Here is a 21,144-nt window from a genome sequence, read left to right as displayed (position 1 = left end):
TCGTCTACGAAATCCGTGTAATCCGAAAAATCCGAGCGAATCCGTGGTCCGTGGTCCGTGGATCAGCGTTGACGGGCCAGGGCCAGCATTTCGCGCAGCATCTGCTGTTGCTCCAGCAGGTGCTGGTTGCGTAGCTCGGCCAGGGCCAGTTGGTGCTGCAAGTGCTGGGCGTGGAGGGCGGCGGCCACGTAAGCTTCGGGCGAGGGGCCGGCAGGCGGTGCGGTAGGGCCGGCTTCGGGCGCCACAGCTGTTGCTGTTATGATAGCTGGGCCAGAAGCTGGCGCAACTGGTGGCGCTTCGGGGGGTAATGCGCTTGGGGTAGCAGCGGCGGCAGCTGGTGGGGTCGGCGGTGCGGCGGTTTCAGGCGGAGCCGCCGCACCGACTGCCGGGGTGGCGGCGGGCGCAGTGGGCTGGTGGGCCGGGGCTGGTGGCCACGGTGCGGTGGCGGCTTCGATGGGGGCAACAGCTCCGGCGGGTGCAACGGCTTCGGCGGGCGGGGCAGCGGCAGCACGGATGGGTTGGTTAGCGGCGGCGGCCAGAGCCAAGGTAGCGGCTATTTCGGCCGGTTGCAGTCGGCTGCCCGCCACGCCGGGGCCGGACCGGCGCGGGGTGGGCGCCTCGATTTCGGATAAGTCGATGGGTTCCAGCGGCGGCTCCGGGGCAGCCGCTGGGGCTGGGGTTATGGGCTTGGGAGCGGGCTCACCGCTTACCAGCATCGGGCCGCGGCCTAGCAGCAGCCAGTCTCTCGATACATTTGGATAAATCTCAAATACTTTACACAATAGGTCGTAGCCTGGCTTGTTGCGGCCATCGATGAGGTGCTGTATTACGCTGGCCGTTTTGCCCAACGAGATAGCAAAGCTGTTTTTCGTGAGGCCAAACTGTTGGATAAGTTGAGCAAAGCGTTGGTCGATGGGGACAATAGCGGGAGCAGCCATGGCATTTGCACAAATGAGTAGTTGCGCAAATGTATAATATTAGCCATTACTACTGCTTCTTAACCGTTACGGCTTTGGCTACGGGCACCAGCAAGCCCCGGGGCTGGACCCGGGCGTAAGGAAAGTGGTAGGTATTGTCGGGCTCGTAGTTCTGGATAACATGGGGCAGCAGGCGCCCATAATACAGCCGCAGCTCGTGCGGTGTGAGCGCAAAACTTTCCAAGTCCGGCTCGGCGGCCCGGTCTTCTCCCGCGGGCCCTGGGTCGCTTTCAAAGCGCACCCGCTTCGTCGACCAATCCCAACAAAAATGTTCAGCCACCATGGCTACATCGGCGGATTCTTCTTGATCAACCGCCATCTCAGCCAGTGCTTCGCCAAAACGACGGGTAATGGCGTTGTGCATGCGGCGCCTCAACTGGGCTGGGGAGTCGGCAACCAAGTCAGCCAACGCCAGCCGGCGGCCGGTGCGCAGGTCGAAAGTTACGTAGGACTCCTGCTCCCACGAGTAGGCCCCGGTAAACTCCTGAGCATACTGCAAGGATAGCAAGCCCCGCTGATTCAGTAGGACGCTGTAGTTGCAAGCGGTTAGGCCGTGGCCCGCGGTGTTCCAACCCAGGCCGTTTTCAGCATCGTAACAACAGGCCCGCGCAGCCTGCCGCAGCTGCTGGCTTATGCTCAGGGTTGAATCTGTTTCCTCGCTCAGCACCAGCCGGACGAGGCAGCGGTTGATGCGCCTGGCTACTGCGGCATTAGCTAATTGGACTTGCGGCACGTTGAATCTCCTCTCTTTCCCACCTTCCGTTACCGCTACAACGCGGGCCCTCACCCCTGCTCCAGGTTGTGCCACCGCGGATGCTGCTCCTCCCATTAAGTAGGCGAAGAGGGCCCATTTTTTAGGCATCAGTAGCATCTATTACTCGATTACTCGTAGCGTAACGATTCAATGGGGTCGAGCGCGGCCGCTTTGCTGGCGGGGTAATAGCCCGAAGCCAGCCCCACGCCGACGCAGATAATCAGCCCCACAACCATCCAGAGCCAGGGTACTAAGAAAGAGCCCGAGCCCACAAACTTGGCCACGCCATTGCCGCTCAGCACGCCCAGGATGATGCCAAACGTGCCGCCCAGCAGGCAGATCACGATGGCCTCAATCAGAAACTGCTGGCGGATTTGCCGGGCCGTAGCCCCCAGCGCCTTGCGGATACCTATCTCCCGGGTGCGTTCGGTTACCGACACCAGCATGATGTTCATGAGAGCAATACTGGCTCCGAGCAGGGTAATGAAGGCCATAACACTCCCGCCCGCCCGCACTTTCCCGGAAATGGAGTCCAGATCCGAGGCCAGGGATTCGCTGCTTTCCACCACGAAGCTGTCTTCCTGGCCGAGTTTGTCGTGGCGCACGGCCCGCATGGTGCCGGTGGCCTGGCCAATCAGGAAATCGAGGGTGCCATGCTGGTCAGTAGCGGTTTTAATGTCGTAGGTGAGGGCCCGCTGCCGGGGCAACTGGTTGCCGGTTTCGAGGGGTAGCAGGGCCAGGCGGTCGGCGCCGCCTCCGCCCATGCTGCTGCCGCTTTTTTCAAGGAGGCCCACAATCAGGAAGCGCCGGCCCAGGGCCGATACGTACTTACCCACCGGGCTTTGCTTGGGAAACAGCTTGAGGCGGATTTCGTTGCCCACGATCAACACGTTGGCGCCGTTGTTCAATTCGGTCTGCGAAAAAGTCCGTCCTTCGGCCAGATTGTAGCCCTGGATTTTCAGGTAATTTTCGTCGCCCGCCACCACTTGCATGTTGGGGTTGGTTTTGATGCCGTTGGCTTTCATCTCCACGGCGCCCGCGATAAAGGCCGAAATGCCCACTTGGGCATCGTCGCCCATGGCCGCTTTGTAGAGCTTGGCTTCCAGAAAGCTCACGGGCGGGTATTGCTTGGCTTGCACCCCGCCGCGCCGGCCCCGGTTGCTGTATCCTTTGGCGTGGATTTCGAAGGAGTTGGCCCCGAGGCTGGCAAAGGTTTCGGCCAGCGAATTTTTCATTGCATCGATGCCCGTCAGAATGCCTACCAGCGCAAACAGCCCGATGCTCAGGATAAGGGCGGTGAGAATCGTGCGCAGCAGGTTGGCGCGGATGGAGCGGAAGGCTTCGCGAACGTTTTCGAAAGGACTCATAACAGGCGTAAGTGGGGACGGCCGTAGCGCTAAGCAATGGCCCTACATGACGTGAATATCCTGCAGGATAAGGTGCATACGGCCAGCTCGCCTTACCAAATCGAAAGTGGCCGTTAAATCTGAACTCAGTCCATTGATATTCAAATCGTACCAAACATCACCTCGTTCGTCGTCGTGCCAGTCTACTTCTTTGCGCGGCCGGCCAATCTCGCTGTTGCCTGCTCCATCCAGCGCCGTGCCATTGTTGAGCAGGGTCACTCGATTCGCCGCGTCGCCGTAGGAGTTACTCACTTCTTCGATTAAAGCGGGCCTCCAACCGGGCTCGGCAACAATCAGCGCGAGTACTTCGTCGTACTTTTTCTGCACCAACAAGCTGACCCAACGGTCGATGAAAGCGATAATTTGGGCTTTTGAAGCGTCAGAGGACAAAGCAACAGCCATAACCATTACGGAAAATTTTGGCCGGTAAGGTACTACATGACCGGGGCACCGGAGGCGGAAACACAACGGCCGAATGCCCGCCACCGCTTAACTTGAACCACGGCCGCCGCAACCTCGTTGGTGCGGTGCGTTTCTTTCGGTAAAAACTATGCTCCTCCAGCGTCTTCTGCTCTTTGTTGCCTTGGCTGCGGCAGCCGTTACGGCGCCCCTGGCGGCCCGCGCCAACCACGTGTTCATTCCCATGGACAACACCCAGAAAGAGAGCCTTAAAGCCTATGGGGTGGCTTTCTGGCTGCTCCAACACGAGGTGCCCGTCGACTGGCTCCTGAACTACCGGGGGGGGGCCTTTGCCTTCGAAACCACGGCCGGCGCCGAAAATGAGCTGGCTGTACGGGGCGTCACCTTCCAGGTAATCAGCAAGGCTCAGTACACCGGCATTCTTCAGGAGATTGCGGATCCTAACGCCAACATGGACGTGATGAAGCTGGAAAAAGCTCCCAAGATCGCGGTGTACACCCCCAAGGGCAAGCAACCCTGGGACGATGCCGTGACCATGGTGCTCAACTACGCGGAAATTCCTTACACGCAGCTTTACGACGACGAGGTGCTGGCCGGCACCCTGCCCAAATACGACTGGCTGCACCTGCACCACGAGGACTTCACCGGCGAGTACGGCAAGTTTTACGCTACCTCCCGCACCACGAGCTGGTACCAGCAGCAGCAACGCGACGCCGAAGCGGCGGCCAAGCGCAACGGCTTTGCCAAAGTGAGCCAGATGAAGGGCGTGGTGGCCACCAAAATCCAGGAGTTTATTGCCGGGGGCGGATTCCTGTTTGCAATGTGCTCGGCCACAGACAGCTACGACATTGCCTTGGCGGGCCTGGGCGTCGACATGGTGGAAAGCATGTACGACGGCGACCCCGCCGACCCCGCCGCCCAGTCGAAGCTCAACTTTAACCGCTGCCTGGCATTTCAAAACTTCCAGCTGGTGCGCAACCCCTACGAGTACGAATACTCCAACATCGACATGCAGCCGGGCGAGCGGGGCCTGGGCGAGCAAAACGACTATTTCTCGCTTTTTACCTTCTCGGCTAAGTACGACCCCGTGCCCACCATGCTGTGCCAGAACCACGAGAAAACCATCCACGGGTTTATGGGCCAGACCACGGCTTTCCGCAAGAGCCTCATCAAATCCGACGTGGTGATCATGGGCGACACCAAGCAAACCGGGGAGGCCCGCTACCTCCACGGCACGCTGGGCAAGGGCACCTGGACCTTCTATGGCGGCCACGACCCCGAAGACTACCAGCACATGGTGGGCGAGGAACCCACCGACCTGGCCCTGCACCCCAACTCGCCGGGGTATCGGCTGATCCTGAATAATATTCTGTTTCCGGCGGCCAAGAAGAAAAAGCAGAAAACCTAGGCTGCTCTAACCCAGCTAGCGGGCGCCCTAACCAGGTTGTACGGACTCTTGGGTTTGAGTTCATGAAGGCTTTGGCGCCTGTTCCTGATGGTGCGGAAGCCCCACCCCGGCCCGCCGCAAGAACAGCAAACACCCGCGTGCTTCGGCGCGCACGTTTTTCGCTCAGCACTTTCGCCACGGCATTGAAACCTGCTTGAGGGCCCTCAAGACCGATTCTCCGAGAAAATCCAGGCCCCCTCCCCGCCGGACTCGCTCGCAGAGTCGGCCTCTTCGTCATTGTTCACGTGCTTGACCGATTTTAGTTTGTAATCCACGACTTGGGTTGGCTCCTGCGGCGGCAGACCAGCCGCACAGGCTGGCCGCCTAAGTTTTCGCCGGGCTAGTGGCAGCTTTCGCCTATGCCATCGGTTCGTTCACTCCTTTAAAATTGGCACTCAGCTTTTTGGGCTTCCGGAATAAGCGGAATGGATGCACATTGCGCCCCACTACCCGCCCATGAAAATTGACGCTCCTTCCCTTGCCTCTGCCGCCGACTACATTGCCCAGCTCGAAACCGAGCTGGCCAGCCTGCGAGCCAACGCCGAAATCATCGAGCAGAGCCCTAACCTGATCGTGCGCCTGGCCGCCGACGGGCAGCCTGAATATACCAACCCAGCCGCCCAGGCCTTCGTGCGGAGCCTCGACGCCGCCACGGCCCAGGCCTGGCACGCGCACCTGCTTAGCACGGCCGCCGCGAGCCGGGCAGCGGGCTGCACGCAGTACACCGAACTGACCAGCGGCGGGCGCTACTTCACGCTCGCGGCCCGGCCCGCGCCCGCCGGTGGGGCCGTCACGCTCTACCTGACCGACATCACTGAGCACCACCAGGCCGAGCAGAAAATGCTGGAGGAGCGCAACTTCTTCCAGACCGTGTTCAACGAGCTGCCCGGCGACGTGGCCGTGTTCAACGCCGAACACCGCTACCTGTTCCTGAATCCGGCCGCCATCAAATCACCCGAAATCCGGGCTTGGATTGTGGGCAAGGACGATTTTGAATACTGCGCGCACCGCGGCTTCAGCCCCGACTGGGCCACGGCGCGGCGGCAGTATTTCGAGCAAGCTCTGAATTCGCGCCAGGGAACGGCCTGGGAAGAAGCCCTGTCGCTACCCGAAGGTCCGCGCCACTTTCTGCGGCGCTTCCTGCCCATTTACCGGCCCGATGGCACCTTGCACTTCATGCTCGGCTACGGCCTTGACATTACGGATCGGGTGCTGGCCGAGCAGGAGATGAAGCACGCCCAAAAGGTGGCCGAAACCGCCGCCCAGGCCCGCACTACCTTCCTGGCCAACATGAGCCACGAAATCCGCACGCCCCTAAATGGGGTGCTGGGCATGGCCGCCCTGCTAGCCAAAACCAAGCTCAATGCCGAGCAGCACGAGCAGGTTGCCATCATCCATTCGTCGGGGCAGCACCTGCTCGCTGTTATCAACGACGTGCTCGACGTGGCCAAGATTACCTCCGGCAAGCTGGAGCTCGAGCAGGTAGCCTTTAATCTCCGCGATTCCGTGCAGCAGGCTGTGGCCCCGCTGGCCCAGCAGGCCCGGGAGCGCGGCCTCGATTTCCGGACCGAGATTCCGTTCATCAATTGCCCCTGGGTGCTGAGCGACCCGTTCCGACTAAACCAGATTCTGCTCAACCTGCTGTCCAACGCCATTAAGTTTACCCACTATGGGCAGGTGACGCTGACCGGCCGCGTGCTGGCCGAAACCGCCGACTCGCTCACGCTGGAGTTTCGCGTCAGCGATACCGGCATCGGCATTCCGGCCAATAAGCTGCAGTACATCTTCGAGAGCTTCACCCAGGCCTACGCCGACACGACCCGGCAATTTGGCGGCACGGGGCTGGGCCTGAACATCAGCCGGGCGCTGGTGGAGCAGTTCGGCGGCTGCCTCACCGTGGACTCCATGCCCGGGCGTGGCAGCAGCTTCGCCTTCAGCCTGGAGCTGCCCAAGACTGAGGCCCCCGTCAGCACCCCCGCGGCGCTGCCCCAGGCCGAGGCCCTGGCGGGCATGCGCGTGCTGCTGGTTGAAGACAACAACATCAACCGCCTGGTGGCCCGCCAGATGGTGCAAAGCTGGGGCGGCACGGTGGACGAGGCCCCCGACGGCCTGCGGGCGCTGGAGCTGTTCGAGCAAAACCGCTACGACGTCATTCTGATGGACATCCAGCTGCCGGGCATGAACGGCATCGAGATAACCCGGCACATCCGCCAGCACGCCGACACCGAGCGCGCCGGGGTGGCCATTCTGGCCCTCACGGCCAACGCCTACCCGTCGGATACGCAGCAGTACCTGGCCGTCGGCATGAACGACTGCCTCGCCAAGCCTTTCGACGAAGCCGATCTCTGCCACAAGCTTATGGGCTTGCGCCCCACCCCGCCCTCTACGACCTGAGCAAGTTCCGGGCCCTGGCCCACGGCAACACGGCCTTCGTGCCCGACATCATCCGCTCTTTTTTGAAGGATATTCCGCCCAGCCTCACCCGGCTGCGTGAAGCGGTGCAGGCCGGTGAATGGGCCGAAGCGCAGCGGCTGGTGCACTTCATCAGGCCCAACCTGGAGGCCCTGGCCGTGGCCGGCACCGCCCCGCCCCTGGCCGCGCTGGAGCACCTGGGCTCCGGCGGCCCCAATCCGGTCGGCCCGACCACCGAGGCCGTGGACCAGCTCGCGGCCGCCGTGCGCGCCGTGCTGGCGCCGTTGAGCGCTGAATTGCCCGCCAGCTAGCAATTGCGGCGGCGCAGGCAATTCAGCGCCGCCTCGCAGCTTTTGTCGATAGGCGTCTCGTAGCTGCCCGGTTGCGGGTACCCGTCGCTGAGGATGCCAGCCGTTTTTTAGGAATTAAAAATGAAGAATTAAAAATTTGACCAGCACATTTTTAATTCTTCATTTCTAATTTTTAATTCCTTTTCGAGAACTGCTCTAGGTAGTCAACCAGCAGTACTCGTCGTGTTTTAGAGCGTCCTGCTTTATCTAGCGTACGCTTACTTCTGCTCATGAGCTTATAATAATCAGCTTCAATTGGGCTGACATGTTCGAAGCGGCGGGTTTCGTTGTGTCTGTCGGCCGAAAGAGCTTTTGCTCTGGTTGCGGGCGGCGTAGCGGTTTTCACCGCAGGGGCGCTGCCCGAGTCGGTTGGCCTGGAGCGGGATAATGATCTGGAATCCGCGCAGGGCAAGGGCCGGCGCACCTGATTAGTCTCGTAGGTCTTGTCAGCCACCACGGCGCCGGGTTGCCCGGCGAGGCTGCAGCAACTTGGGCAGTTGCGTACGGTCATTGGGGCAGAAAACAGCCGATGGGCCGGGTCCTTGTATCATTCCCGGCCCGATGACCGTTAGGAAGATTCCTTGTGCAGATTTTTCAGGACTAAATTGTTTTTTCTTTTCACCGCCTCGCATGGACGACCTGCAGCAAGCTAACTCCAACTACTCGCTCTCGGCCAGCCGCCCCGCCGAACACCCCGCCGAAGAACCCGAAAATCCCCTACCCCGTGCCGTACTGCGCATGAACAACCACGTGCTGCTCGACGGGCAGTGGCGTTTCGCCCACGACGCGGAAGATGTGGGCCTGCGCGAGGAGTGGGCCCTGGGCCATGCGTACGAGCATACCGCGCACTGGCCCGGCTCGGTAGAGGAACACTTGGCGCAGGCCCGCGGCGAGCAGGGGGCTACCGCCTGGCAGGACCAAGTGGTGGTGTGGTACGAGCGGGAGTTCTCCTTGCCCGAGGTAGCCGAGCCGCAGGTCCGCTCCCTGCTCCAGCTCACCTTCGGAGCCTGCGGCTATGAGACCCGGGTGTGGCTCAATGGACAGCTGCTCAGAACCATTGAGGGCGAGGACGTCCACTACGGCGAGTACACGTCCTTCTCCTACGAGTTGGCCGAGGAGAACCTGCACCTGGTGAACCGCCTCACCGTGCGCATTGCTGACACGCTGGACGCCGAAATTCCGCGCGGCAAACAGGAATCGCACGTGTATAAGCGGGGCGGGATCTGGTACCAGACCTACACCGGGGCCGTGCGCAGCGTGTGGCTCGAAGTAGTGGAGCGCAATCGGCTGCGCTCCCGCGTGGGGGTGGTAAGCGTGGTTGAAGACCAGCTCGTGCGCTTCAACCTGACGCTACGGATTCATGACCCGGCCGATTACGTGCTGCGCCTTCAGGTATTCGACCCGCAAACCCCCACCCGCACCGAACCGCTGGCGACCTCCGATTTTCCCCTGCGCCTTGCTGCCGGGCAGTGGCAGCAGCGGGTGGTGCTGGAAGTGCCCGGGGCGGAGCTATGGTCGCCGGAAGCCCCCAACCGCTACCGGCTGGTGGCGCAGCTTATCGACGCCGAGGGGTACGCCGCCCAAATCGAAACCTTGTTCGGGCTGCGCAAAATTGAAGCCCGCGGGCGCTACGTCTACCTCAACAACGAGCCCACCTACCTCGATGGCATTCTCTACCAACCCGGGCAGGCTACCCTGGAGGAGATGCAGCGCCACATGCACGCCATGAAAGCCTTGGGCTGCAACCTGGTGCGGGTGCACATTGCCGGCATCGACCCGCGCATCTATAACCTGGCCGATGAGCTCGGGCTGCTGCTGTGGGTGGAAGTGCCCAGCCCCCACAGCTCCACACCGCGCAGCCGCGAAAACCACCGCGCCGAGCTGCTGCGGCTCGTGACCTTGAGCGAAACCCACCCGTCCATCGTCATCTGGAGCCTGTACAACGAGGACTGGGGAGCCCAGGACATTGCCACCAACGCCGAAACCCGCCAGTACATCATCGAAACCTACCACTTCATGCAGATTACCTATCCGCAGTTTCTGGTGGTCGATAACGACGGCTGGCATCACATCTCCCACACCGGCCGCCTGAAGTCCGACTTGCTAACGGCCCATCTGTATACCCCCGACCTCAGCCGCTGGCAAGAGCTCCTCGACCGCCTCGTGGGCGGCGAAATGGAGGGCACGGCCGCTTTCCCCCTGGTGGTGGGCGACCCGTTTTTCTACCGGCGTCAGGTGCCGCTGGTGGTGAGTGAGTGGGGCGGGTTTGGCTTCCCGGATTACGGGGGGCCCCAGGATGCCGAGGCGCGCACCAACACCATCCGGGCCTTCAAACAGGAGCTGCGCCGCCGGCCCATTGCCGGCGACGTTTACACCCAAGCCACGAATATCGAAGACGAGCGCAACGGACTCCTCGACCCGCACACCGGAGCCCTGAGCGTGCCAGCCGGCCTGTTGGCTTCGCGGCAGCTCCAGCATTTGCAGTAAGCCAGAAATTGAACTAATACAAGGGCAACTGGTGGGCGCCCTGCGGCGGCGCCAGCGTCGCCGTCATGCACCACGCCGAACCCAAAGCCGTGTTGTTGACCCGCAGCTGGGTGAGTACTTCGCCGGGTACCGTACTCGTTACTGATGTCGCCTGAATCAGCCATTTGGCGACTTCTACGTGTTGGTGCGGCGCTGGAACTTTGGCGGCCCGGGGCACCACCAACTCGAAGATGACTACCTGCTCGGTTTCTTCATAACAATCGGCTGAGTGGCTCACCTCTAAAGAGCCGGGGTTAAGGGGGTTGTCGACGTTTTGCATAAAAAAAGGAAGGAGAAGATTAAGCAGGGACAGATGCCTTTACGCGTAGTAAATATGGGTTGTATTTCCCGATTTATTGCTGGGTAGTCCATTATTTAATAGAATTTCGTAGAATTCCGGGCAACCCCGTCCGAACCGGGCCGCCGCTTCCGGGGTTATCTTTGCGAACCGCCATTTCCCGGCGCCGTGCCCGCAACATGACCACCCTAACCAAAGAAGCCGTTCTCAAAGCCCTGAGCTACGTGGAAGAGCCCGATCTGGGCCAGGACCTCGTGACGCTCAACATGATTGAGAACGTTGAGATTGACGGCCTCACCGTCGCGTTTACCGTAGTGCTCACCACCCCGGCCTGCCCGCTCAAGCAACTCATCCACGATGCCTGCGAACGCGCCATTCACACGATGGTGAGCCCGGAGGCCAACGTGGTTATCACCATGACTTCGCGCGTAACCACCCAGCGCCATAATCGCGGCGACCTGCTGCCCGGCGTGAAAAATATTATTGCCATTGCCTCGGGCAAGGGCGGGGTGGGCAAAAGCACCGTCACCGCTAACCTGGCCGTGGCCCTGGCCGCCACCGGCGCCCGGGTAGGATTGGTCGACGCCGACATTTCGGGCCCCAGTATGCCCACTATGTTTGGGGTGGAAAACGAGGCGCCGCATGTATTTCAGGGGCCTAATGGCAAAAACCTCATCCAGCCCATCATTAAATACGGGGTGAAGCTGATCAGCATCGGCTTTCTGGCCCCGGCCGAGAGTGCTATCGTGTGGCGCGGCCCCATGGCTTCGTCGGCGCTCAAGCAATTTATTACCGAGGTCGACTGGGGCGAGCTGGACTACCTGCTGCTCGACCTGCCGCCCGGCACTTCCGACATTCACCTCACCCTGGTGCAAACTGTGCCCGTCACCGGCGCCGTCATCGTGACCACACCCCAAAAGGTGGCACTGGCCGACGCCCAGAAAGGGCTGCAAATGTTCCGCCAGCCCCAAATCAACGTACCGGTGTTGGGCGTGGTGGAGAACATGGCCTGGTTTACCCCCGCCGAGCTGCCCGAAAACAAGTACTTTATTTTCGGCGAAAACGGGGGCCGGCGCCTGGCCGAGCAGCACAACGTGCCGCTGCTGGGCCAGCTGCCGCTGGTGCAAGGCATCCGCGAAACCGGCGACCAGGGCCAGCCCGCCGTGCTGGATACTAACTCGGTAGTCGGCCAGCTTTTCGCTGATCTGGCCGAGGCCGTGGCCCGTCAGGTCAGCATTCGAAACAACGTGGCCCCTAAAACGGCCGTCGTGCAGATGAACCCCTAATGCCCGTGGAAACGCCAACCTCCGCCCCCTGTTTTGATCATCCGCTGATGCCTCGAATTGAGGCCGCTCTGGACAGCCTGCGCCCCTACCTGGCCACTGACGGCGGCAACGTGCGCGTGGCCAACATCACCCCCGAAGGCGTGCTGCAGCTCGAATGGGAGGGCGCCTGCGGGGCCTGCCCCATGTCGCCCATGACCCGCGCCGGCTTGGAAGACACCGTGAAAAAGGCGGTGCCCGAAATAACGGCCGTCGAAGCAAGGTAGAGTGTATCCTGGGCTGCGCACCACTTTTCGAGGAGACACCGCGCACTCAGGCGCTGCGGATTTTCAGCGGCTCGCTTTCCGGCGCGTAATAGCAGCGCAGAATAGACTCCATGGCCCGCTGGCCGGCGGCAACGGCCAGCACCTGCTCCTGGTGGACGGGGGCGAGCAAGCGCAGCAAGGGTTGCGGCACCTGATTAAACCACCGAAACGCTTCCACCAGCTGCGCGTCCCACTCGGCGTGGAAGTTCAGCAAGTCGTCGGGCAGCACCTGGGTGCGGGGGCTGCCGGGCTCGGGCAGGCAGTCGAAGGGCTCGCTGGGGTTGAGGTAGCCGTAGTCGTCGGTTAATTCTTCGCCGGGTTGAATGTCGCGCACGGCCAACTCGCAGTCGTAGGCCGTGCTGATGCAGCTCGAACGAAAGCTGTGGTTGACGAAGCGGGCGTGGTCGCCGCAGAGCACGTAGTCGCCGTGGTGGTCGCGGTAGCAGTACTTCTCCAGGAATACTTGCTGCAAGGGGTCCATCTGCTGCAAGGCCCGGGGCGAAATAATCTGGTCGAGCGAATCGAAAACCCAGGTAATAGTGCCTTTGGGAATAAGCTTGGTGGCCACCACCCCAAAGCCAATCTCGGGGCTTATAAATCGCAGTTCAGTGTCGGGATGAATCATGAAAGACAACCTAGGAGAGAGGCTGCAAGGTTGAAAAAAACGGCCATCTAACCAAGCAGAACAGCGCATAAGGCAGGCCCAAGCTACTTTTGCCGCGTATCCTATCTCCCGCTACATGGCCACTTCACCTAATTCGCCCGCTCTTCGGTCCTGGATCGACATTCCGCCGGGCCACGATTTCCCCATTCAGAATCTGCCCTTCGGCGTGTTCGAAACCGATGAGCGGGGCCCCCGCCTGGCCGTAGCCATCGGGGGATACGTGCTCGACCTGTACGCCCTCAGCCAATACGGCTTTTTTGAAGACTTAACCGAGCTGGGGGCCGCCCAGCCCAAGGTATTCCGGCGCCGCTCGCTCAACGCCTTTTTGCGCCTGGGCCGCCCGGCCTGGCGGGCCGTCCGCCAGCGCGTGAGCGAGCTGTTGCGGCACGATGCCCCCAGCCTGCGCGACCACGAGGAAGCGGTCCGGGAGTGCCTGCTGCGCCAAACGCACGTGCGCATGCTACGCCCCGTGAAGCCTAACAACTACACCGACTTCTACAGCAGCATCGAGCACGCCACCAACGTGGGCACCATGTTCCGGGACCCGGCCAATGCCTTGCTGCCCAACTGGCGCCACCTGCCCATTGGCTACCACGGCCGCACCAGCAGCATCGTAGTGTCGGGCACGGACATCCGGCGCCCCCACGGCCAGCGCAAGGCGCCCGACGAGGCCGCGCCCACCTTCGGCCCCAGCCGCCAGCTCGACTTTGAGCTGGAAATGGCCTTCGTGGTGGGTACCGGCACGGCCCTGGGCACGACCGTTCCCATTGCCAACGCCGAGGAGCACATCTTCGGCCTGTGCCTGTTCAACGACTGGAGTGCCCGCGACCTGCAAAGCTGGGAATACGTGCCCCTGGGCCCTTTCTTAGGGAAGAATTTTGGCAGCAGCGTGGCCCCCTGGGTGGTGACACTGGATGCGCTGGAACCCTTCCGCACGGCCGGACCAGTCCAGGAGCCGGCCCCCCTGCCCTACTTAGCCCAGACCGGCAATCACAATTTCGACGTCCAGCTCGAAGTAGCTCTGGTGCCGGCCCAAGGCCTCGAAACCACCATCAGCCGGACCAACTTCGGGCTGCTGTACTGGAGCATGGCCCAGCAGCTCACTCACCACGCCTCCAATGGCTGCAACCTCGAAGCCGGCGACCTGTACGCTTCCGGCACCATCAGTGGCCCCACGCCCAACTCGCTGGGCTCGCTGCTGGAGCTGGCCTGGCGCGGTACCCGCCCGGTGCCATTGGCCGATGGCTCGGAGCGCAAGTTCCTCCTGGATGGCGACACGGTAATCATGCGGGGCTACGCCGAGCGCGACGGCGTACGCATTGGATTTGGCGAAGTGCGCGGCACGGTGCTGCCCGCCGAGTAGCTAGCGTACAGATCAACCAACGCCTCAGCCGTTCATGGCTTCGTCGGGCTTCCTCATAACAACAGGCACTCAGGAACGACGGGTGAGCAGATGCAGATTAATGAGCCGGGCGAAAAGGGTGGCGATAAACAACTGGCCGACCACGGCCTCGAAAGTGGCCAGGCCGCGGGCCAAAGGATGCAGGGGCAGTACGTCACCGTAGCCGGTGCTGGTAAGCGTGGTAAGGCTGAAATAGAGCAGTTGACCGATTTGCTGCCGGGAATCGCCCGAGATTCCGGCAAAGGAACCAGGATGATGGGTTTCCAGCATGACAAAAACGGCCAGAAATAACAGCGCCAGTGTTAGGTACACGACCATACCTCCTCGGATGCGGTGGCTACTCACTAGTTCCGTGGTGAAGACTGCCCGACCGACGGCGCCCACTAACACCAGCATGAACAATAAAATGGCGCACCACAGGCCCAGGTGCAGCGGTGCGCCTGGCTGCCGGTTTTCGAGTGTCGTCAACATTCCAACTATCAAGAGTACGATGACTAGCACTCCCCGTTCCCAATTGGCAGAAACTACCCCGACTGCTACCAGCCCGATGAGGAACTGAAAGAAGCTAACTACGCCCAGACTCAACTCACCCGCACTGGCCAGCGGGGCTATGCCAAAAACAAATACTATTTCTACTGCCAGCAGCAGGGTTAGGCCTGGCTCGTGTACGAATCGATGCCACTTCCGGAAATAACTAAACCAGGTAGGGTACTTTTTTGGGTAAGGCATTTTTCCGGATACACTCATGACAAATGCCTGTTAATCATTATTTTAATATCATTTCAGATTTATTCAGTAGCCTTGAGCCCCGGCTTGTAGAAAATAAATTCGGCGCTTTTTTCTTGCAGATTCGATTCTGTCCTGCATATTTACGAAAAATTAACCACACGGTTAAACCAATTGTACAGTGGAGTCCCTTAAACCCTCAACCGAAACCCTTATCCTTGACGCGGCCCAAGCCGTGTTCCTGGAAAAAGGCTTGGCCGGGGCACGCATGCAGGAAATTGCCGACCGGGCGGGCATCAACAAGGCGCTGCTGCACTACTATTTCCGCAGCAAAGAAAAGCTCTCGGGCATCATCATTAGCCGGGCTATTGGCGTCATCATGCCCCGCATGATGGGGGTGCTGGAAACCGACCAGGACTTATTTGAGAAGATTCGCAACGTGGTGAACACGTTTATAAGCTTCATGAGCCACAACAGCTACCTGCCGCTGTTTATGGTGAACGAGGTCAACCGCAACCCGCAGTTTTTTTTCACTGCGGCCATTCAGCAGGAAAAGCCGCACCTCGACAAGTTTTGCCGACAGGTAGACGAGGCCGTTGCCCAGGGCCGAATACGGCCCATTAGTTCCACGCAGCTCTTGATGAACATGATGTCGATGCTAGTGTATCCTTTTTTGGGAAAGCCTATTTTTCGCGTGGCTCTGGGGCTGACCGAGGAAGCCTTTCAAGAGGAAATGGAGCGCCGGCGCACGGATGTAGCCGACTTCATCATTAAGTCCATTGAGGCTTGATATTTTTTTGCCCAGTCGTTAACCAAGTAGTTAAAGCGTATGGATAAGAAACAAAAAGCGGTATTGGCCCTCTGCTTGATGGCACGCGCGGCAATGGGGCAGCCCGCCCCCCCACCCGCGGGCCCGGTGCTGACGCTGGCCCAGTGCTACGAGCTAGCCCAGGCCCAGGCCCCTTTACGCCGGCAGCTAGCCCTCACCAATGCCCAAACGGCCAACAACCAAGCCCGGCTGGCCACCCAGCGCCGCCTGCCCCAGCTAGCTGTCAACGGCCAGGCATCGTACCAGAGCGAGGTAACGAAAATCCCGCTGGAAGTTCCTGGTATCAACATTCCAACGATATCCAAAGACCAGTACCGCCTGACGCTAGACGCCAGCCAAACGCTGTACGATGGCGGCCTGACCCGCCAGCAGCAGCAGCAGGAAGCCCTGGCCGGCGCCGTCAGCAACCAGCAGGTCGAGGTAAGCCTGTACCGAATTCGCGAGCAGGTTACCGCCCTCTATTTCGGGACCTTGCTAACCGACGAAAACACGCGCCTGCGGCAAGCGCTACGCACCGATTTAATGCAGCGGCGCAAGACTTTGGTTGCCCGCCGAACCTACGGGGCGGCCACGGGGCAGGACCTTGCCCGGCTCGACGCGGAAGTGATGAGCCTTGACCAGCAGCTGCGCGAGCTGGCCCTGAACCGGGCCGGAACGCTGCACCAGCTCGGCGAACTGCTCGGGCAGCCCGTGCCGGCCGGTACGCGCCTGGAAGTGCCCGCAGCGCTGCCGACAGCCCCCGGCCGGCCGGAATGGGGCTTGTACGAGCGGCAGCGGGCACAGCTGGCCGGCCAGCAACGACTCAACGATGCCCGGCTGGCCCCGCGCCTGAGCTTGTTCGGGCAGGTGGGCTACGGGCGGCCGACGCTGGACTTTCTGCGCAACGACTTTCACGGCTACGGCCAGGGCGGGCTGCGCCTGAGCTGGAACCTGAGCAACTACTACACCCGCCGGCAAGACCGCGAGGCCCTACGGCTCAGCACCGAGGCCGTGGCCGTGCAACAGGCGGTGTTCGAGCAAAACCAGCGTGTGACCCTCGCCGGGCAGCAAACGGCCGTGGACCGCTACCAGGCCCTGTTGGCAACCGACGCCGAACTGATTGGGCTGCGCGAGAAAATTCAGGCCACGGCCGCCGTGCAGCTAGAAAACGGTATCATCGGCTTCACCGACTACTTCACCGAGGCCAACCACTTGACCCAGGCCCGCCTCCAGGAGCAGCTGCACCGCCTGCAATTGCTGCAAGCCCAGGCAGATTACTCCCTCACCCAGGGCGCGCCGGTCCGTCCACTTTAACCCGTCCGCTACCTGTGGAAGTCCTCATCGCCCTGCTGACGCCGGTCCTGTTCCTGCCCTTGATTACGGGCTACATGGCCACGAGCCACGGCCGCTCCTTCTGGCGCTGGTTTGGCATCGGCTGCGCTCTGCCTTACCTCTCTCTGTTCATCATTACCTACGTGGTGTACCGCGCCCAACGCCGGTTCCGCACGCTCCCGTCCGATCCATCTAATGTCAACTTGCCATGAACGCCCCTTCTGTATCTGCTTCCGCCCTGGCGCCCCGTCTGCTGCTGGCGATCGGCCTGCTCGCCAGCTGCCAGTCCGAAGAACCCCGCTTTGACGCTTCCGGCAATTTTGAAACTACGGAGTACGTGGTGGCCGCCAAGGCCCAAGGTCAGCTGCTGCGCCTGGCCGTGGCCGAGGGCGACGAGCTGCCCGCCGACCGCGAAGTCGGCGTTATCGACACCACTCAGCTCTACTTACGCAAGCGCCAACTGCAAGCCAGCCAGCAGGCCGTGCGCCAGCAAACGCCCAATGTCTCGTCGCAGCTCGGCGCGCTGGCGCAGCAGGTAGCCAACTTGCAGCGCGAGCGGAAACGGGTGGTGAACCTGGTGAAAGCCGATGCCGTGCCGGCCAAGCAGCTCGACGACATCGACTATCAGATTGCGGTGGCGCGCCAGCAAGTGGCCGCCCAGCGCTCGACCCTGGGTACCCAGGCCAGTGGCACCAGCGCGCAGGTGGAGCCGCTGCGGATGCAGGTGCAGCAAGTCAACGACCAGCTGCGGAACAGCCGGGTGGTGAACCCGTTAGCCGGCACCGTGCTCACCGTGTACGTGGAGCCCAGCGAGGTCGTGAACTACGGCCAACCACTCTACAAAATTGGGGATACCAAAACGCTGATTCTGCGGTCCTACGTGGCCGGCGACCAACTTACCCGCGTCAAGCTGCGGCAGGCGGTGAAGGTGTTGGTCGACGCGCCCGGTGGGAAGCGCCGCGAGTACCCCGGCCAGGTCCAGTGGATTGCCAGCAAGTCGGAGTTCACGCCCAAGGTGATTCAAACCAAGGAAGACCGGGTAAACCTGGTGTACGCCCTCAAAATAGCCGTGCCCAACGACGGCAGCCTCAAAATCGGCATGCCCGCCGACGTGCTGTTTTAACCCCCCGCCGCCATGCCAGCCGTTGAACTCATTAACATCAGCAAATCCTACGGTGCCACCCCCGCGGCACGCGAGGTGAGCCTGACCGTGGAAGCCGGCGAGCTGTTCGGGCTCATCGGACCCGATGGGGCGGGCAAAACCACCCTGTTTCGCATCCTGACCACGCTGCTGCTGGCCGATGCGGGCACGGCCACCGTGGCGGGCCACGACGTGGTACGCGACTTCCGCGCCATCCGCAACGTGGTGGGCTACATGCCGGGCAAGTTCTCCCTCTACCAAGATTTGACGGTGCAGGAAAACCTGGAATTCTTCGCCGCCGTGTTTCGCACCACCGTGGCCGAAAACTACGACTTGGTCAGGGACATCTACGAGCAGCTGGCCCCGTTCAAAAACCGGCGGGCCGGAGCCCTGTCCGGGGGCATGAAGCAGAAGCTGGCCCTGTGCTGCGCCCTCATTCACAAGCCCACGGTGCTGCTGCTCGATGAGCCGACCACCGGCGTCGACGCCGTGTCGCGGCAGGAGTTCTGGCACATGCTCGGCACGCTCAAGGCCCGGGGCATTACCATTGTCGTCTCCACCCCCTACATGGACGAGGCGGCACTGTGCGAGCGGGTGGCGCTGCTGCAGGAAGGCCAAGTGCTGCGCGTCGATACACCCGACGCCCTGCGCCAGTCTTACCCCTGGCCGCTGTACGCGGTGCGGGCTGCCCACATGCACCCCCTGCTGCAAGACCTGCGGGCCTACCCGGATACCCACAGCTGCTACGCCTTCGGCGAAAGCGCCCACCTCAGCCTCGCCCACGCCGCGCCCGATGCCGCCGCCCGGCTCACGGCCTACCTCACGGGCAAGGGCCACGCGCCGGTCGTGGTGGCGCCGGTCGCGGCCACGATTGAAGATACCTTCATGGATTTACTCGCCCAACAGCAACCCGCCGCATGAATAAGCTTCATCCTCCTGACGTAGCGGCGAGCCGCGCGGCCCCGGCCGGCCCGGTTATTACCTGCGAGCTGCTCACCAAGCGTTTCGGCGACTTCGTGGCCGTGAATGCCATCAGCTTCGAGGTGGCCGCCGGTGAGATATTCGGCTTTCTCGGGGCCAACGGCGCCGGCAAAACCACCGCCATGCGGATGCTCTGCGGCTTGCTGGGCCCCACCGAGGGCGCGGCCACGGTGGCCGGCTTCGACGTCTTCCGGCAGCCCGAGCTGATCAAGCAGCACATCGGCTACATGAGCCAGAAATTCTCGCTCTACGAAGACCTGACGGTGGGCGAGAACATCCGCTTCTACGGCGGCGTGTACGGGCTGAAGGGCGCGGTTATCCGCGAGAAAACCACGGCCCTGCTCCAGCGCCTGGGCCTGGAGGCCGAGCGCAACACGCTGGTGGGCAGCCTGCCGCTGGGCTGGAAGCAAAAGCTGGCTTTCTCGGTGGCCCTGCTGCACGAGCCGGCCGTCATCTTCCTCGACGAGCCCACCGGCGGCGTCGACCCCATCACCCGCCGCCAGTTCTGGGACCTGATTTACGAAGCCGCCGCCGCTGGCACCACCATCTTCATCACCACCCACTACATGGACGAAGCCGAGTACTGCGACCGGGTCAGCATCATGGTCGACGGCAAAATCGAAGCCCTCGCCTCCCCCGCCGGGCTCAAGCGCCAGTTTGGGGTCGCCACCATGGACGAAGTGTTTCTGCACCTGGCCCGGGGTGCGAAAAACACGGAATAGGCTTACCCACCACCCAGCAGTAATACGCCATGAAAGCCTTCCTGATGTTTGTGCGGAAAGAGTTTTTTCACATCTTCCGCGACCCCCGCACCCTGCTCATTCTCTTCGGCATGCCCGTGGCGCTGGTCACGCTGTTCGGCTTCGCGCTGACCAACGAAATCAAAAACGCCGACGTGGCCGTGCTCGATTTCGATAAGGGGGCGCACGCCCGGCAGGTGCAAAACCGGCTGTTCTCATCCGGCTACTTCGGGCTGCGCGATTACGCCACCACCTACCCCGATGTGGCCGCCGCGTTCCGGCAGGGGCACGTGAAGCTGGCAGTGGTGTTTCCGGTGGGCTTTTCTGCCGACCTCGACCACCTGGGCCACGCCCAGGTGCAGCTCGTAGCCGATGCCTCGGACCAGAACACGGCCATCAGCCTAGTGGGCTACGCCACTTCCATCATCCGGGCCTACGCGCAGGAGCAGGCCCGGCCCACTGGCCCGGCCGGTCCGCGCGTCGAGGCCGTGGCTCGGCTGTACTTCAACCCCGAGATGAAGGCGGCCTACACCTTCGTGCCGGGTACGATGGCCCTGATTCTACTGCTGGTCTCGGCCATGCTCACGAGCATCACCATTGCCCGCGAAAAGGAAACCGGCACGATGGAAGTGCTGCTGGTGTCGCCCATGCGCCAACTGCCCATTATCATCGGCAAGATTCTGCCCTATTTTCTGCTTTCCTTCCTCAACGGGCTCGTTATCCTGGGGCTGGGCGTGTGGGCGCTGCACATTCCGCAGCGCGGCAGCCTGGGCCTGCTCATCGGCGAAACGCTGCTCTACATTTTCGTGGCCCTCGCGCTCGGTGTGCTGATTTCTACCCGGGCGGCCTCGCAGCAAACGGCCATGCTCATCTCCATGCTGAGCCTGCTGCTGCCCACGCTCATTCTCAGCGGCTTCCTGTTCCCCATTGCGAGCATGCCCGTTCCGCTGCAATTCTTGTCCAACATCATTCCCGCCCGCCACTACATCGTCGTGTTGAAAGGCATTATGATAAAAGGACTGAGCCTGCGCGAACTCTGGCGCGAAACCCTCACCCTGGCGGGCATGGGCACCGCGCTGCTGCTGCTGGCCCTGGCCTCGTTGAAAAACCGCCTCGCCTGACGTCCAGGAGTAATGAAACCTCTCCTGCTGCTCTATTAACTGCTCATTATT

General features: G+C 61.7%; 21 protein-coding genes. 14 read left to right on the top strand and 7 right to left on the bottom strand.

What is annotated here, in order from left to right; translation table 11 throughout:
- Positions 1 to 62: 62 nt before the first annotated feature.
- The 4 genes from IC235_RS08305 to IC235_RS08290 all read right to left on the bottom strand — a co-directional run bounded on the left by IC235_RS08305 (position 63) and on the right by IC235_RS08290 (position 3,539).
- Positions 63 to 938, bottom strand: coding sequence for a helix-turn-helix transcriptional regulator (locus IC235_RS08305; protein WP_191004707.1), 876 nt, complete (start codon positions 936 to 938; stop codon positions 63 to 65).
- Between the two features lie 49 nt (positions 939 to 987).
- Positions 988 to 1,710, bottom strand: coding sequence for a hypothetical protein (locus IC235_RS08300; protein WP_191004706.1), 723 nt, complete (start codon positions 1,708 to 1,710; stop codon positions 988 to 990).
- A gap of 149 nt (positions 1,711 to 1,859) precedes the next feature.
- Positions 1,860 to 3,098 (bottom strand): ABC transporter permease, encoded by a 1,239-nt coding sequence (locus IC235_RS08295; protein ID WP_191004705.1) that lies wholly within the window; start codon positions 3,096 to 3,098, stop codon positions 1,860 to 1,862.
- Positions 3,099 to 3,140: 42 nt separating this feature from the next.
- Entirely contained in the window at positions 3,141 to 3,539 is a 399-nt protein-coding gene (locus IC235_RS08290; RefSeq protein WP_191004704.1) for a hypothetical protein, read from the bottom strand.
- Positions 3,540 to 3,687: 148 nt separating this feature from the next.
- On the opposite strand from IC235_RS08290, the gene IC235_RS08285 reads away from it, so the two are divergent.
- The 4 genes from IC235_RS08285 (at position 3,688) to IC235_RS08270 (ending at position 10,253) form a co-directional block, all read left to right on the top strand.
- Positions 3,688 to 4,965, top strand: a complete 1,278-nt coding sequence (locus IC235_RS08285) for an asparagine synthetase B (protein WP_191004703.1) — start codon at positions 3,688 to 3,690, stop codon at positions 4,963 to 4,965.
- A 495-nt stretch (positions 4,966 to 5,460) separates the two neighbouring features.
- Positions 5,461 to 7,398, top strand: coding sequence for a PAS domain-containing hybrid sensor histidine kinase/response regulator (locus tag IC235_RS08280; protein WP_191004702.1), 1,938 nt, complete (start codon positions 5,461 to 5,463; stop codon positions 7,396 to 7,398).
- Between the two features lie 38 nt (positions 7,399 to 7,436).
- Positions 7,437 to 7,727, top strand: coding sequence for a hypothetical protein (locus IC235_RS08275; RefSeq protein WP_191004701.1), 291 nt, complete (start codon positions 7,437 to 7,439; stop codon positions 7,725 to 7,727).
- 669 nt (positions 7,728 to 8,396) lie between these two features.
- On the top strand, positions 8,397 to 10,253 hold the full coding sequence (locus IC235_RS08270; protein WP_191004700.1) for a glycoside hydrolase family 2 protein: 1,857 nt from the start codon (positions 8,397 to 8,399) through the stop codon (positions 10,251 to 10,253).
- Between the two features lie 13 nt (positions 10,254 to 10,266).
- Here the strand turns inward: IC235_RS08270 and IC235_RS08265 are convergent, their stop codons facing one another.
- Positions 10,267 to 10,572: a hypothetical protein gene (locus IC235_RS08265; protein WP_191004699.1), complete on the bottom strand. Its 306-nt coding sequence runs from the start codon at positions 10,570 to 10,572 to the stop codon at positions 10,267 to 10,269.
- A 197-nt stretch (positions 10,573 to 10,769) separates the two neighbouring features.
- Here IC235_RS08265 and IC235_RS08260 point away from each other — a divergent pair, with 197 nt between their 5' ends.
- Together IC235_RS08260 and IC235_RS08255 are read left to right on the top strand one after the other, a co-directional pair.
- On the top strand, positions 10,770 to 11,876 hold the full coding sequence (locus tag IC235_RS08260) for an Mrp/NBP35 family ATP-binding protein (RefSeq protein ID WP_191004698.1): 1,107 nt from the start codon (positions 10,770 to 10,772) through the stop codon (positions 11,874 to 11,876).
- Positions 11,876 to 12,139, top strand: coding sequence for a NifU family protein (locus IC235_RS08255; protein WP_191004697.1), 264 nt, complete (start codon positions 11,876 to 11,878; stop codon positions 12,137 to 12,139). The genes IC235_RS08260 and IC235_RS08255 overlap by 1 nt, the downstream gene beginning before the upstream one ends.
- 46 nt (positions 12,140 to 12,185) lie before the next feature.
- Here the strand turns inward: IC235_RS08255 and IC235_RS08250 are convergent, their stop codons facing one another.
- Positions 12,186 to 12,803, bottom strand: a complete 618-nt coding sequence (locus IC235_RS08250) for an SET domain-containing protein (RefSeq protein ID WP_191004696.1) — start codon at positions 12,801 to 12,803, stop codon at positions 12,186 to 12,188.
- A 115-nt stretch (positions 12,804 to 12,918) separates the two neighbouring features.
- Between IC235_RS08250 and fahA the strand changes: the two genes are divergently transcribed.
- Positions 12,919 to 14,205: a fumarylacetoacetase gene (gene fahA / locus IC235_RS08245; RefSeq protein ID WP_191004695.1), complete on the top strand. Its 1,287-nt coding sequence runs from the start codon at positions 12,919 to 12,921 to the stop codon at positions 14,203 to 14,205.
- 69 nt (positions 14,206 to 14,274) lie between these two features.
- On the opposite strand, the gene IC235_RS08240 is transcribed toward fahA, so the two are convergent.
- Positions 14,275 to 14,715 carry a potassium channel family protein gene (locus tag IC235_RS08240; protein ID WP_191004694.1) on the bottom strand — a complete coding sequence of 147 codons (441 nt, stop codon included), beginning with the start codon at positions 14,713 to 14,715 and terminating at the stop codon, positions 14,275 to 14,277.
- A gap of 436 nt (positions 14,716 to 15,151) precedes the next feature.
- On the opposite strand from IC235_RS08240, the gene IC235_RS08235 reads away from it, so the two are divergent.
- Genes IC235_RS08235 through IC235_RS08205 form a run of 7 tightly spaced genes read left to right on the top strand, consistent with a single transcriptional unit; the run spans position 15,152 to position 21,093 of the window.
- Positions 15,152 to 15,760, top strand: coding sequence for a TetR/AcrR family transcriptional regulator (locus IC235_RS08235; protein ID WP_191004693.1), 609 nt, complete (start codon positions 15,152 to 15,154; stop codon positions 15,758 to 15,760).
- Between the two features lie 39 nt (positions 15,761 to 15,799).
- Positions 15,800 to 17,092, top strand: a complete 1,293-nt coding sequence (locus IC235_RS08230; protein WP_191004692.1) for a TolC family protein — start codon at positions 15,800 to 15,802, stop codon at positions 17,090 to 17,092.
- Positions 17,093 to 17,106: 14 nt separating this feature from the next.
- On the top strand, positions 17,107 to 17,322 hold the full coding sequence (locus tag IC235_RS08225) for a hypothetical protein (protein WP_191004691.1): 216 nt from the start codon (positions 17,107 to 17,109) through the stop codon (positions 17,320 to 17,322).
- Positions 17,319 to 18,233 (top strand): HlyD family secretion protein, encoded by a 915-nt coding sequence (locus IC235_RS08220; protein ID WP_191004690.1) that lies wholly within the window; start codon positions 17,319 to 17,321, stop codon positions 18,231 to 18,233. The genes IC235_RS08225 and IC235_RS08220 overlap by 4 nt, the downstream gene beginning before the upstream one ends.
- Before the next feature lie 12 nt (positions 18,234 to 18,245).
- Complete coding sequence (locus tag IC235_RS08215; protein ID WP_191004689.1) at positions 18,246 to 19,172, top strand: ABC transporter ATP-binding protein; 927 nt, start codon at positions 18,246 to 18,248, stop codon at positions 19,170 to 19,172.
- Positions 19,169 to 19,954 carry an ABC transporter ATP-binding protein gene (locus tag IC235_RS08210; protein ID WP_191004688.1) on the top strand — a complete coding sequence of 262 codons (786 nt, stop codon included), beginning with the start codon at positions 19,169 to 19,171 and terminating at the stop codon, positions 19,952 to 19,954. The genes IC235_RS08215 and IC235_RS08210 overlap by 4 nt, the downstream gene beginning before the upstream one ends.
- 29 nt (positions 19,955 to 19,983) lie before the next feature.
- Positions 19,984 to 21,093 carry an ABC transporter permease gene (locus tag IC235_RS08205; protein ID WP_191004687.1) on the top strand — a complete coding sequence of 370 codons (1,110 nt, stop codon included), beginning with the start codon at positions 19,984 to 19,986 and terminating at the stop codon, positions 21,091 to 21,093.
- Positions 21,094 to 21,144 lie beyond the last annotated feature (51 nt).

Source organism: Hymenobacter montanus, from assembly GCF_014699115.1.
In the GTDB taxonomy this organism is placed as follows: domain Bacteria; phylum Bacteroidota; class Bacteroidia; order Cytophagales; family Hymenobacteraceae; genus Hymenobacter; species Hymenobacter montanus.
This window is presented reverse-complemented; position numbering and strand designations above follow the sequence as displayed.